Raw genomic sequence first — 13,722 nt, 5'->3', positions numbered from 1 at the left:
CGGCGGGTTCTGACCCGGGGCCGCGCGTTCACGCGCGCATGCGCTCCGGTCTTGCCCCATCCACGGAACAACAACCAGGACGTCGACCCCCATGCAGGTGACCGAAACCCTTTCCGAGGGCCTGAAGCGCGAACTCAAGATCACGGTTCCGGCCGCCGACCTCGTCGGCCGTCTCGACAAGCGCCTCGCCGAGATGAAGAACACCGTCCGCATCAACGGCTTCCGTCCCGGCAAGGTGCCGACCGCCCACCTCAAGCGCCTGGTCGGCGCCCAGGAGATGGCCCGGATCGTCGACGAAGTGATCGGCGATTCGATCCGTGAGGTCGTCGAAGGCCGCGGCGATCGTCCGGCGCTGAACCCCGACGTGGCGCTGGCCGAAGGCGTCGCCGCCGAGGCGGTCGTCTCGGGCGAGGCCGATCTGGTCTTCACCGCCGCCTACGAGCTGCTGCCGACCTTCGAGATCAAGGACTGGTCGTCGATCGAGGTCGAGCGTCCGGTCGTGACCGTCAAGGACGAGGACGTCCAGAAGCGCGTCGAAGAGATCGCCGAGGGCAACCGTCCCTTCGTCGAGAAGAAGGCCAAGACCGCCAAGGCGGCCAAGGGCGACAAGGTCAAGATCGACTTCGTCGGCACCGTCGACGGCGTCGCCTTCGAGGGCGGCACGGCCGAGGGCGTCGACCTCGTGCTCGGCTCCAACCAGTTCATCCCGGGCTTCGAGGACCAGCTGGTCGGTGCCAAGCTCGGCGCCGACGTCGTGGTCAAGGTGACCTTCCCGGCCGACTACGGTGCGGCTCACCTCGCCGGCAAGGACGCCGAGTTCGCCACCAAGGTGCAGGAGATCTCCTCGCCGGGCGAACTCGTGGTCGACGACGAGTGGGCCAAGAAGCTCGGCATCGAGAGCCTCGACAAGCTCAAGGAGATCATCCGCGAGCAGATCGGCGCCCAGTACGAAGGTGCCACCCGAGCCAAGGTCAAGCGCGCCCTCCTCGACAAGCTCGACGAGCAGTACGACTTCGTCCTGCCGGAGAAGCTGGTCGACGGCGAGTTCGACAACATCTGGAACCAGGCCCAGGCCGAGCTCCAGCAGTCGGGCAAGTCCTTCGCCGACGAAGGCACCACCGAGGACGACGCCAAGGCCGACTATCGCAAGATCGCGACCCGTCGCGTCCGTCTCGGCCTGGTCCTCTCCGAGGTCGGCGAGAAGAACGCCGTCCAGGTGACCGACGAGGAAGTGCAGCGCGCCCTGATCGAGCGCGTCCGCCAGTTCCCGGGTCAGGAGAAGCAGGTGTTCGACTTCTACCGCTCGAACGCCATGGCTCTCGCCTCGCTGCGCGCCCCGATCTTCGAGGAGAAGGTCGTCGACCTCATCCTCGCCGGCGTCAAGGTGACCGACAAGGAAGTCACCCCCGAGGATCTCTTCGCCGAGGCCGAGGAGGCCTGAGGCGAAAGCCGATTCGTGGCGCCGCAGTGCCACACGAACGACACGAAGACCCGCCCCTTTCGGGCGGGTCTTTCGTTTTTCCCGGCTCTCCCAGCCGCCGACGAGGGCCGAAACCGGCGCGACGTCAGGGGCTTGGGCCGGCGTTGACGATGTTTTCGCGACTGCGGCGAGCGATCGCCGCCGCCTCTTCCCCGCCGGGGTCCGAGGCTATATGTATCGAGAAAAGGGGGGCATCCGCCCCCGGCGTCGCGCGCTCCCACGTTCCGCGACCCTTGTTTCACTGTCGGCGTCGCCCGCCTCCCGGCGGTCGTGGCGCCCGCGAGAAGGTTCGAAAGGCCTGGTGCTGGGATGAAGGATCCGATCGACGCCTACATGAGCATGCTGGTGCCGATGGTGGTTGAGACCACCAACCGCGGCGAGCGTGCCTACGACATCTATTCGCGCCTGCTGAAGGAGCGGATCATCTTCATCACCGGTCCCGTCGAGGACTACATGGCGACGCTGGTCTGCGCCCAGCTGCTGTTCCTGGAGTCGGAGAACCCGAACAAGGAGATCGCCATGTACATCAACTCGCCGGGCGGTTCCGTCACGGCGGGTCTGGCGATCTACGACACGATGCAGTTCATCAAGCCGGCGGTGTCGACGCTCTGCATCGGTCAGGCCGCCTCGATGGGCTCGCTGCTGCTCGCCGCCGGCGAGAAGGGCTCGCGCTTCTGCCTGCCCAACTCGCGCGTCATGGTGCATCAGCCGTCGGCCGGTTTCCGCGGTCAGGCGACCGACATCGAGATCCGTGCCCAGGAGATCCTGTCGCTGAAGCAGCGGCTGAACGAGATCTACGTCAAGCACACCGGCCAGACGCTCGACGCGATCCACGCCGCGCTCGAGCGCGACAACTTCATGACCGCCGAGGGCGCCAAGACCTTCGGCCTGGTCGACGACGTGATCGTCTCGCGCGCCGCCCTCGAGGCCGCGGCGAGCTGATTTTTCCTCCGGGCGCCCTGGCGCCCGGATCCGACGGCAGGGATCGGCGATCCCGCCGGCGTGTCGGTCCGGGATCCCGGCAGATCCCGAGTCCAGTGGCACGAAGATCGCATCGACCCGGTCGGTGCGGCTTGTCCTGTCGGAATTGTCGGTGGTCCGACGGGACGCTCGAAAGAGGAAAGGCGCGGGACCTTCGGGTCGACGAGGTCGCAATTCGGTCGAATCGATCCCATATGGGGTGCTTCGATCGGTTCCCGGTCCCTGGCAAGCAAGGGCTCTGCCGTTAAGACGGCTTTGATCTTCGCGTCGCTAGGATGGACGACGGGTATGCGGCAGATCCCGTTCGCGGGCGCCCCGACAGGGCGCGGGCGGACGGCGTGGAGAGGCGACGATCCACGGTCGACGGAAGCCGCGATAGGGGTTGGCGATGAGCAAGGTCACCGGAAGCGACACCAAGAACACTCTCTACTGTTCGTTCTGCGGCAAGTCGCAACACGAAGTCCGCAAGCTGATCGCGGGCCCGACGGTCTTCATCTGCGACGAATGCGTCGAGCTGTGCATGGACATCATCCGTGAGGAGAACAAGTCCTCGCTGGTGAAGTCGCGCGACGGCATCCCGACGCCGCGCGAGATCCGCAAGGTGCTCGACGACTACGTCATCGGCCAGGACCATGCGAAGAAGGTCCTTTCGGTCGCGGTCCACAACCACTACAAGCGCCTCAACCACGCTTCGAAGAACAACGACGTCGAGCTGGCGAAGTCGAACGTCCTGCTGATCGGTCCGACCGGTTCGGGCAAGACGCTGCTCGCCCAGACGCTCGCCCGCATCCTCGACGTGCCCTTCACCATGTCGGACGCGACGACGCTGACCGAAGCCGGTTACGTCGGCGAGGACGTCGAGAACATCATCCTGAAGCTCCTGCAGGCCGCCGACTACAACGTCGAGCGCGCCCAGCGCGGCATCGTCTACATCGACGAGGTCGACAAGATCTCCCGCAAGTCCGACAACCCGTCGATCACCCGCGACGTGTCGGGCGAGGGCGTGCAGCAGGCGCTCCTCAAGATCATGGAAGGCACGGTCGCTTCGGTCCCGCCCCAGGGCGGTCGCAAGCATCCCCAGCAGGAGTTCCTGCAGGTCGACACGACCAACATCCTCTTCATCGTCGGCGGCGCCTTCGCCGGCCTCGAGCGGATCATCTCCGACCGCGGCCGCGGCACCTCGATCGGCTTCAAGGCCCGCGTCCAGGCGCCGGAAGACCGCCGCACCGGCGAGCTCTTCGCCGAAGTCGAGCCGGAGGATCTGGTCAAGTTCGGCCTCATCCCGGAATTCATCGGCCGTCTGCCGATCATCGCGACGCTGGGCGACCTCGACGTCGACGCGCTGGTCGAGATCCTGACCGCGCCGAAGAACGCGCTCGCCCGCCAGTATCAGCGCCTGTTCGAGATGGAGGGCGTCGAGCTCGTCTTCCACGAGGACGCGCTGAAGGCCATCGCCCGCAAGGCGATCGAGCGCAAGACCGGCGCCCGCGGCCTGCGGTCGATCCTCGAAGGCATCCTGCTCGAGACCATGTTCGAGCTGCCGGGCCTCAAGGGCGTCAAGGAGATCGTGATCTCTCCGGAGGTCGTCACCGGCAACGCGCGGCCCCTCTACACCTACGAGGAAGAGGCGGACGAGGCCTCGTCGGCCTGAGCCACGACGCTCTGTCATGAAACCGACACGCCCGGCGACCCACAGGTCGCCGGGCGTTTTCGTCGCAGGTGCAGCGCCGGTCGGCTGCGACGACTCGCGCCGCCGCATCGTCCTTTCGACGGGTTCCGCCACACCGGCGCCCGCCGCGGGATATCGGAAACGAACCCCTTTCCACGTTCCATCCGATTGAATCGAAATGCTTATCGCCTTCGTGTCGGACCTTTCGCATCGCAGCGTCCGCTCGCCTTGACTTGCGCCCCCAGGGTAGCCACCTAATGGGGGAACGGTGCGGTCGAAGGAGTCCGAGCGGTTTCGCGCATGAGCGGGGATCGTTCGTTCGTCCGGTCGGGCCATCGGGGCGGCGCGGAACCTGCATGGGGAGCGAGGCCCGGTGGTCGGCGAACGGCGGGTGCCGATCCGGTGTCGATCCGGGGCGCGGGAGACGCGACCGGTCAGGCGATGCCGAGGCGAGAAAGGACGACGACATGACCGACGAAACCCAATCTTCCGGCGTGCCCCCGACCGGTGAGCCCCTTTCGGGCCCCGACGTCCATGCGGTGCTGCCGCTCCGCGACATCGTGGTCTTCCCCCACATGATCGTGCCGCTCTTCGTCGGTCGCGAGAAGTCGATCCGTGCCCTCGAACAGGTCATGAAGGCCGACAAGCAGATCCTGCTGGCGACCCAGAAGAACGCCGCCGACGACGATCCGGCGCCCGACGACATCTACCGCATCGGCACGCTCGCCTCGGTGCTGCAGCTGCTCAAGCTGCCCGACGGCACCGTGAAGGTGCTGGTCGAGGGTGCCGCGCGCGCCGAGATCGTCGAGTTCGGCGAGCGCGCCGACATCTTCGAGGCCCGCGTCGCCGTGGTCCAGGAAGTCGCCGCCGACAAGGTCGAGCTGGAAGCGCTCGGCCGCTCGGTCGTCGCCGAGTTCGAGAACTACGTGAAGCTCAACAAGAAGGTGTCGCCGGAGGTTCTGGGGACCGTGACGCAGATCACGGACCACTCCAAGCTCGCCGACACCATCGCCTCGCATCTCGCGGTCAAGATCCCCGAGAAGCAGGAGCTGCTCGGCATCCTCTCCGTGTCGGAGCGCCTGGAGAAGGTGCTCGGCTTCATGGAGAGCGAGATCTCGGTGCTGCAGGTCGAAAAGCGCATCCGCTCCCGCGTCAAGCGGCAGATGGAGAAGACCCAGCGCGAGTACTATCTCAACGAGCAGATCAAGGCGATCCAGAAGGAGCTGGGCGACGGCGAGGACGGCCGCGACGAGCTCGCCGAGCTCGAGGAGCGCATCGCCAAGACCCGTCTCAACAAGGAAGCCCGCGAGAAGGCGGCCGGCGAGCTGAAGAAGCTGCGCCAGATGTCGCCGATGTCGGCGGAAGCCACGGTGGTGCGCAACTACCTCGACTGGCTGCTCGGCATCCCGTGGGCGAAGAAGTCCAAGCTGAAGCAGGACCTGAACTTCGCCCAAGGCATCCTCGACGACGACCACTACGGCCTCGACAAGGTCAAGGAACGCATCGTCGAATATCTCGCGGTGCAGGCCCGTGCCAACAAGCTGAAGGGGCCGATCCTCTGCCTCGTCGGCCCTCCGGGCGTCGGCAAGACCTCGCTCGGCCGCTCGATCGCCAAGGCGACGGGGCGCGAGTTCGTGCGCGTGTCGCTCGGCGGCGTGCGTGACGAGGCCGAGATCCGCGGTCACCGCCGCACCTACATCGGCTCGATGCCCGGCAAGGTCATCCAGTCGATGCGCAAGGCCAAGAAGTCGAACCCGCTGTTCCTCCTCGACGAGATCGACAAGCTCGGCCAGGACTTCCGCGGCGATCCGTCGTCGGCCCTGCTCGAGGTGCTCGATCCGGAGCAGAACTCCACCTTCATGGACCACTACCTGGAGATCGAATACGACCTCTCGGACGTGATGTTCGTGACCACGGCGAACACGCTGAACATCCCGGCGCCGCTGATGGACCGCATGGAGATCATCCGCATCGCCGGCTACACCGAGGACGAGAAGGTCGAGATCGCCCGCAAGCACCTGATCCCCAAGACCATGAAGGATCACGGCCTGAAGGCGGACGAGTTCTCCATCACCGACGAGGCGCTGCGCGAGGCGATCCGCACCTACACGCGGGAAGCCGGCGTGCGCAATCTCGAGCGCGAGATGGCGACGCTCGCCCGCAAGGCGACCAAGGACCTCGTGCTGAAAAAGGCGGAGAGCATCGTCGTCGACCACGACAAGCTCGAAGCCTATCTCGGCGTGCCGCGGTTCCGCCACGGCGAGGCCGAGCAGGAGGATCAGGTCGGCGTCGTCACCGGTCTCGCCTGGACCGAGGTCGGCGGCGAGCTGCTCACGATCGAAGCCGTCACCATGCCCGGCAAGGGCCGCATGACGGTGACCGGCAACCTGCGCGACGTGATGAAGGAGTCCATCTCGGCGGCGGCGTCCTACGTCCGCTCGCGGGCGCTGGACTTCGGCATCGAGCCGCCGCTGTTCGAGAAGCGCGACGTCCACGTCCACGTGCCGGAAGGCGCGACCCCGAAGGACGGCCCCTCGGCCGGCACCGCGATGGCCACCTGCATCGTCTCGGTGCTGACCGGCATCCCGGTCCGCCACGATGTGGCGATGACCGGCGAGGTGACGCTGCGTGGCCGCGTCCTGCCGATCGGCGGCCTCAAGGAGAAGCTGCTCGCCGCACTGCGCGGCGGCATCAAGAAGGTGCTGATCCCGCAGGAGAACGCCAAGGATCTCGCCGACATCCCGGACAACGTGAAGTCGGGTCTCGAGATCGTGCCGGTCTCCCGCATGGACGAGGTGCTGACCAACGCCCTGACGCGGATGCCGGAACGCATCGAGTGGGAGGAGCCGGCGACGCCGCCGAAGTCCTCCGCCGACGACGATGCGGCCGGAATCACGGCGCACTGAGATCGGTCGAATCACGGCCGAAATCGACCCCGCGGGAGCCCCTCCCGCGGGGTTTTTCGTATTGCGATCCGGGGAGCGGGGCAGGGGAGGCGGGGCGAAAGCCGATTTCGGTCGAAAATTCGCCTCGGAGCGCGAAAAAACCCTTGCGGACAGCCACCTTTTCGGGGTTCTTGGCCATGGACCGACCCGCGTCGTTCCACAGGGAGCGTAGCGTGGAGTCGGCGTCACCGTCGGTCACCCGTTTCGACCACAGGTCGAACGGAGAGACGACCGAACGATCGGCGACCGACGGCTACCGCCGTCCAGCTAAAGATGAACGAAGGACCTGAGACGATGAACAAGAACGACCTGATCGCCGAAGTCGCCAGCAAGACCGGCCAGACCAAGGTTGCCGCCGGCGAGGCCGTCGAGGCCGTCTTCGACGCGATCACGGGCGCGCTGTCGAAGGGCGACGACGTGAAGATCGCCGGTTTCGGCAACTTCGTGGTGGCCACCCGCGCCGCCTCCGAGGGCCGCAACCCGCGCACCGGCGAGACGATCAAGATCCCGGAGCAGAAGGCTCCGAAGTTCCGCGCCGGCAAGGCGCTCAAGGATGCCGTCAACGCCTGATCCGGCTTGACCGAATTCCGGCCTCGCCCACGTGTGGCGGGGCCGGTTCGTTTTTCGACCGGCCCGCATGTCGTGGCCGGTCGAGGAACGCGGCGGTTTCGAAGGATACCGGCCGTGGCCGCGAAGGCGGAGCGGCACCCGTCCTCGATCCGGCCGCGACCTCCGATCGCCCGCGTCGACCCCGACGTGCCGCGCGACCGGAACGGCGAGCCCGGCGCGACATCCGGGCACGGGGGCGGTTAGCTCAGCGGTAGAGCGACGGTTTTACACGCCGTTGGTCGGGGGTTCGATCCCCTCACCGCCCACCATGATCCTGGCGAGATCGTCGAGACGCTCACGCGCGTATCATCGCGCGGGGTAACCATGATCATCATCGGTTGTATTGCCCGGACACCACGTTGAGACTGGTGTCTGCCGGCGATTTGTCTTCGCCGTTTACCGAAGCTCAACACCGCGCGGCGATGCTGGCGGCCGAGTGGAGGGAACCATGACCATACAGACAGCCGATGCGATGGGGCGCGTCGACGTGACGGAAACGGTGTTCCGATTGGCAGGCGTCGCCACCGTGGTGTGGTTCGTCTTCCGGATCGGCGGCCATTGGTTGGCCGACCCGACCGACGTGACACTCGCCCTGTTCATGATGTCGGAAGTGGTCACGCTGGTGATCATGATCCTCGCCCACAAGGCCAGCCATCGCGACGCCAGCCCGTTCCACGGCACCGTCGCGATCGCGGCCTCGTTCATGGTGCCGCTCTTCGTCCAGGCGACCAACGGCGCCACCGTCCTGCCGGGCGTGGTGACGGCAGTGGTCACTCTGGTCGGCATCGCCTGGGTGATCTGGGCGAAGGTGTCGCTCGGCCGGTCCTTCGGCATTCTGGCGGCGGCGCGCACGCTGCGGACCTCCGGTCCCTACCGCTGGGTGCGCCATCCGATCTACGCCGGCTACCTGATCACCCACGTCGCCTTCCTGGCGGCGAACTTCACGACGATGAACGTCTGCGTGATCGTGCTGCTCTACCAGATGCAGATCGTGCGGGCGATGCGCGAGGAGAAGATCCTCGCCGCCGTCATGCCCGGCTATGCCGACTACATGGAGCGCGTGCCCCACCGCTTCGTGCCCGGCCTCTTCTGAGGCGGCCCCCGCATCCGACGATCGACGAAGGGCGGCCTCGGCCGCCTTTTCCGCGTCTAGGGGGCGGAGATCGCCGGGATGTCGCCGGGCGGGGGGAGGGCGTCGGGTGCCGCCTCCTTGAGGTCGATGCCGGTGAGGCCGAACCGCAGCGCTTCGCGCGCCAGCCAGGCGAGCTTGGCGGCGGCACCCTCGGGCGAGAGCCCGTGGCCGTGGATGTTGGAGATGCAGTTGCGCTCGCTGTCGACGCGGCCCGGCCGCGGGTCGTGCGTCAGGTAGATGCCGAGACTGTCGGCGGCCGAGAGCCCCGGCCGCTCGCCGATCACCACGGCGACGAGCCGCGCACCCATGGCCGCACCGATGGCGTCGCCCAGCGCCACGCGGGCCTGCGAGGCGAGAACGATCGGCCCGATCGCGAGATCGCCGAGCCGGGCGATCGCCGCGGTGACGGTCGGAACGGCATGGGCCTCGACGGCCGCCGCCGACAATCCGTCGGCGATCACGAAGACGATGTCGAAGGGCCCGGCCGGCAGGCGTTCGGCCATCCCGTCGGCCAGCCTGCGGCCGAGATCGGGGCGGCGCAGATAGGTCGCCCGGTCGGGCGCCGCGCTCGCCACCCGCAGGACGTCGCGGCCGGGGAGGGCTGCGGCGAGGGTGTCGAAGTCGACCCGCCCGTGCACGGCGTCGCGCGCCGTTGCATGGGCCATCTGGAAGGCGAGGAGCTCGCGTGTCGGCAGTCCGTCGCCCGCCCGCCCCAGCGCCACCCGCGCCCGCGTCGCCGCCCTGAGGGCATCCCAGCCGTCACCGGTCATCGCGTGCCTCCCGCCGCGAGCAGTCGCCGCGCCGCCGTCGAGCCGGGCTGGATCGGTGGCAGCCGTCCCTGCGCATCGAGGAGCCCCATGCGGCCGAGCCAGGCCTCGAATTCGGGGGCGGGCCGGAGACGCAGGAGGTGGCGCAGCCGCAGCACGTCGTGATGGGCGAGGCTCTGGTAGTTGAGCATGATGTCGTCGGCGCCCGGAACCGCGATCAGGAAGTTGACGCCGGCTTGGGCGAGCAGCAGGGCGAGCACGTCCATGTCGTCCTGATCGGCCTCGGCGTGGTTGGTGTAGCAGACGTCGACGCCCATCGGCACGCCGAGCAGCTTGCCGCAGAAGTGGTCTTCGAGGCCGGCACGGGTGATCTCTTTCGCGTCGTAGAGATACTCCGGCCCGATGAAGCCGACGACGGTGTTGACCAGCAGCGGCGAGAAGGCCCGCGCCACGGCGTAGGCGCGGGCCTCCACCGTCTGCTGGTCGAGCCCGTGATGGGCGTCGGCCGACAGCGCCGCGCCCTGGCCGGTCTCGAAATACATGACGTTCGACCCGACCGTGCCGCGCTTCAGCGACAGCGCCGCCTCTCGCGCCTCCTTCAGCAGCGCCAGCGACACGCCGAAGCCGCGGTTGGCGGCTTCCGTGCCGGCGATCGACTGGAAGACGAGGTCGACCGGTGCGCCCTTCTCGATCGCCGCGATCGAGGTGGTGACATGGGCGAGCACGCAGCTCTGCGTCGGCATGTCGAGCCGCTGTCGCAACTCGTCGAGCATGTCGAGCAGGCGGATCGTCGCCTCGACGTTGTCGGTCGCGGGATTGATGCCGATCACCGCGTCGCCCATGCCGAAGGCCAAGCCGTCGAGCGTCGCCGCCATGATCGCCGCCGGATCGTCGGTCGGATGGTTGGGCTGGAGCCGCGCCGCGAGCCGGCCCGCGAGGCCGATCGTCGAGCGGAAGGCGGTGACGACACGGGCCTTGGCGGCGATGGCGACGAGATCGCCGTTGCGGCAGAGCTTGGAGACCGCGGCGACCATCTCCGGCGTCAGGCCGGGGGCGAGGGCGTCGAGCTCGCGTGAACCGACCGCGTCGGCCATCAGCCATTCGCGGAACTCGCCGACGGTGAGCGAGGCGACGGGCGCGAAGGCGGCCGCGTCGTGGCCGTCGTGGATCAGCCGCGTCACCTCGTCGGTGTCGTAGGGCACGAGCGGCTCGGTGAGGAAGGTCGAGAGCGGCAGATCGGCCAGCGCCATCCGTGCCGCCACCCGCCGCGCGTCGCTCGACGCGGCGATCCCCGCCAGTTCGTCGCCGGAACGGCGCGGCGAGGCGCAGGCGAGCAGCGTCTTCAGATCGGCGAAGACGTGGGTCTCACCGCCGTGGATCGTCCGAAAAGGTCCGCCCGCCGCCATACCGTCGCTCCTTGTCGGGCGAGAGCATAGACCGGCGGGCGGACCCTTGGGGAGCCCATCGTGTGGGCAGTCGTCACGCGTCGCGCGGGTAGTCGGTGTAGCCCTTGGCGCCGATCCCGCCGATGCCGTAGAAGGTCGTCGCATCGAAGGGGGCGAAGGGGCGACCGGCCTTCAGCCGCTCGGCCAGATCCGGGTTGGAGATGTAGGACTTGCCCCAGGCGACCGCATCGGCGCGGCCCTGCGCGACGGCCGCCTCGGCGGTCTCCGCGGTGAAGCCCTCGTTGGCGATGACCGGACCGCCGAACTCACGCCGCATGATGGCGGTCAGCGAATCCGGACCTTCGTGCTCACGGGTGAACAGGAAGGCGATACTGCGTTCGCCGAGCGCCCGGGCGATCGCCGGATAGAGCACGTCGGAATCGTCGTTGCCGGAATCGTTGCTGTCGCAGCGCGGCGACAGATGCACGCCGACCTTGCGCGGGCCGACCTCGGCGACGACTGCGTCGACCACCTCGAGCAGGAAGCGCATGCGGTTGTCGAGGTTGCCGCCGTAGGCGTCGGTGCGATGGTTGGTCTTGGTCGCCAGGAACTGCTCGATCAGATAGCCGTTGGCGGCATGGATCTCGACGCCGTCGAAACCGGCGGCCATGGCGTTGCGCGCCCCCCTGGCATAGGCGGCGATGATCGCCGGGATCTCGATCGTCTCGAGCGCCCGCGGCGTCACATATTCGCGCATCGGGCGCAGCAGGCTCGGATGGCCGGCCGGGCGGACCGCCGAGGGCGCCACCGGCAGGTCGCCGTGCAGATGGACCGGATCGGAGATGCGGCCGACGTGCCAGAGCTGGGCGAAGATGCGCCCGCCCTTGGCGTGGACGGCGCCGGTGACGACCTTCCAGCCGTCGACCTGCTCCTTCGACCACAGGCCGGGCGTGTCGGGATAGCCGACGCCCTGCGGCGACACCGAGGTCGCCTCCGTGAGGATCAGGCCGGCGCCGGCGCGCTGGGCGTAGTATTCGGCCATCAGCGGCGTCGGCACGCGGCCTTCGGCGGCGCGGCAACGGGTGAGCGGCGCCATGACGACGCGGTTGGGCAGGATCATGTCGCCGATCGAGAGCGGCGTGAAGAGTTGGGACATGCGGCCTCGGGAAGGAACGAAAGGGAAGGGAGCCGGCGCGGGAGGCGCCGTCTCACGCCAATATGGGAACAGAAAGGGCCGCGCGCCAGTGGCGCGCGACCCGTGTTCCCTGCGACCCTGATCTGCCTCAGGCGCGCCGCGCCGTCGCCTCCGTCGGCTGATGCAGCCGCTCGAGGAACTCGCGCACCGCCACCGCCAGCGCGTTGGCCTGATCGCCGAAGGCGTTGGCCGTCTCGTTGACCGTGCCGGCGTTGCGGCTGGTCTCGGTGATGACGCCCTCGACCGCCGAGACGGTCGAAGCGAGCACGGCGGTGCCCTCCGCCGCCTGGGTGACCGACTGGGCGATGTCGCGCGTCACCGCCGACTGCTGGACGACCGCCGAGGCGATCGAGCCGGTGACGCCGCCGATGTCACGCATGATCGAGGCGATCTCCTCGATCGCCGCCACCGCGGCGCCGGTGCCGTTCTGGATGTCGCCGACCTGCAGCGAGATCTCGTCGGTGGCCTTGGCCGTCTGCCCGGCGAGGTTCTTCACCTCCGAGGCGACGACCGCGAAGCCCTTGCCCGCCTCGCCGGCGCGCGCCGCCTCGATGGTGGCGTTGAGGGCGAGCAGGTTGGTCTGCGCCGCGATCGCCTGGATCAGGCCGACGACGGCGCCGATCTTCTCGCCGGAGCGCGCCAGCACGTCGATCGAATCGGCCATGCGGCCGGTCATCGCGTTGGCCCGTTCGACGATGCCGGTCGCCGCCGAGATCTGGCGGCCGATCTCGTTGATCGAGGCATTGAGTTCTTCGGCCGCACCGGCGACCGAGGCGACGGTGGCGGAGGTCTCTTCGGCCGCGGCCGCCGCGTTGGTCGCCTGTTCCCGGGCCCCGCCGGCGATCGAGGTGAGTTCGTCGGCGGTCGCGAGCAGGCAACGCGATTTGTTGCCGACCTGCTCGAGCATGGCGGTCGACGTGCCGCGGAAGGCCTCGACCTCGGCCGCGACATGGGCCGCCTGCCGGCTGCGTTCCTCCAGGAGCACGTCCTGATAGACCGAGATCGCGAAATCCATGTCGAGCATCACCGCCTTGTTGACGGCGGTGATGGTGCGCGCGAGCTCGTTGGTCCGGAATCGCACCTTGCGCGCGAGCAGCATCACGATCTCGTTGAGGACGAACTGATAGGCGCCGATGTACCAGCGCGGCTCGAGGCCGATGCGATGGTGCGCCCGGCCGATCTCGGTCACCGAGCGGGCATAGTCGTCGTCGAACCGGCCCGAAAAGACGCGTCCCCAATGCCGCTTCTGAGCTTCTGCGAGGTTGGTGCTGCGCGCGCCGACGAGTCGCGCCAGCTCGGGCTCGCCCGACACATGCTCGTAGAATCGCTTCAGGATCGGCCCCAGTTCCGGTTCGATCGCGCTCCAGGCCGTCTGGAGATCGGCGACGGCTGTCTTGTCGATCCGCGCGAAGGTCAATCGCCGCTGGATATCGCCAGCATTGCTCGTCGGGGCCATCCTTGCAATCTCCGCGCCTTTGTTCGATGCTTCGTGTCGTTCGGTCAAAACGTCCGAATTACGCGCTTTCGATTTTTTTCTATATCATTCATCGCGCTCACCT

The 13,722-nt window shown here is 68.0% G+C and carries 10 protein-coding genes and 1 tRNA gene; 7 read left to right on the top strand and 4 right to left on the bottom strand.

The window, feature by feature from the left end:
- Positions 1–91 precede the first annotated feature (91 nt).
- From tig to ACT53U_RS04790, 7 genes are all read left to right on the top strand, one after another.
- A complete protein-coding gene (tig, locus tag ACT53U_RS04820; RefSeq protein WP_476153217.1) occupies positions 92–1,441 on the top strand; it encodes a trigger factor in 1,350 nt (449 codons plus the stop codon).
- Between the two features lie 348 nt (positions 1,442–1,789).
- Entirely contained in the window at positions 1,790–2,422 is a 633-nt protein-coding gene (gene clpP, locus ACT53U_RS04815) for an ATP-dependent Clp endopeptidase proteolytic subunit ClpP (protein ID WP_476138066.1), read from the top strand.
- Positions 2,423–2,849: 427 nt separating this feature from the next.
- Complete coding sequence (gene clpX / locus ACT53U_RS04810) at positions 2,850–4,112, top strand: ATP-dependent Clp protease ATP-binding subunit ClpX (RefSeq protein ID WP_476138065.1); 1,263 nt, start codon at positions 2,850–2,852, stop codon at positions 4,110–4,112.
- Positions 4,113–4,597: 485 nt separating this feature from the next.
- Positions 4,598–7,036, top strand: coding sequence for an endopeptidase La (lon, locus tag ACT53U_RS04805; RefSeq protein ID WP_476153214.1), 2,439 nt, complete (start codon positions 4,598–4,600; stop codon positions 7,034–7,036).
- A gap of 333 nt (positions 7,037–7,369) precedes the next feature.
- Complete coding sequence (locus ACT53U_RS04800; RefSeq protein WP_476138063.1) at positions 7,370–7,645, top strand: HU family DNA-binding protein; 276 nt, start codon at positions 7,370–7,372, stop codon at positions 7,643–7,645.
- A 233-nt stretch (positions 7,646–7,878) separates the two neighbouring features.
- Positions 7,879–7,953: transfer RNA gene (locus tag ACT53U_RS04795), tRNA-Val, on the top strand.
- A 179-nt stretch (positions 7,954–8,132) separates the two neighbouring features.
- Positions 8,133–8,777, top strand: coding sequence for a methyltransferase family protein (locus ACT53U_RS04790; protein WP_476153212.1), 645 nt, complete (start codon positions 8,133–8,135; stop codon positions 8,775–8,777).
- A 56-nt stretch (positions 8,778–8,833) separates the two neighbouring features.
- Here ACT53U_RS04790 and eutC read toward each other — a convergent pair whose 3' ends face one another.
- The 4 genes from eutC to ACT53U_RS04770 form a co-directional block, all read right to left on the bottom strand.
- Entirely contained in the window at positions 8,834–9,586 is a 753-nt protein-coding gene (gene eutC, locus ACT53U_RS04785; protein WP_476153210.1) for an ethanolamine ammonia-lyase subunit EutC, read from the bottom strand.
- A complete protein-coding gene (locus ACT53U_RS04780; RefSeq protein WP_476153208.1) occupies positions 9,583–10,989 on the bottom strand; it encodes an ethanolamine ammonia-lyase subunit EutB in 1,407 nt (468 codons plus the stop codon). Before ACT53U_RS04780 ends, eutC begins: the two co-directional genes overlap by 4 nt.
- A gap of 73 nt (positions 10,990–11,062) precedes the next feature.
- Complete coding sequence (locus ACT53U_RS04775) at positions 11,063–12,124, bottom strand: alkene reductase (protein ID WP_476153206.1); 1,062 nt, start codon at positions 12,122–12,124, stop codon at positions 11,063–11,065.
- Positions 12,125–12,251: 127 nt separating this feature from the next.
- Entirely contained in the window at positions 12,252–13,619 is a 1,368-nt protein-coding gene (locus ACT53U_RS04770; protein WP_476153204.1) for a protoglobin domain-containing protein, read from the bottom strand.
- Positions 13,620–13,722: the final 103 nt, after the last annotated feature.

It is taken from the genome of Pinisolibacter sp. DMC19 (assembly GCF_056313985.1).
Note: the sequence above shows the minus strand (reverse complement) of the source record. Positions and strands in the feature narration are given on the sequence as shown.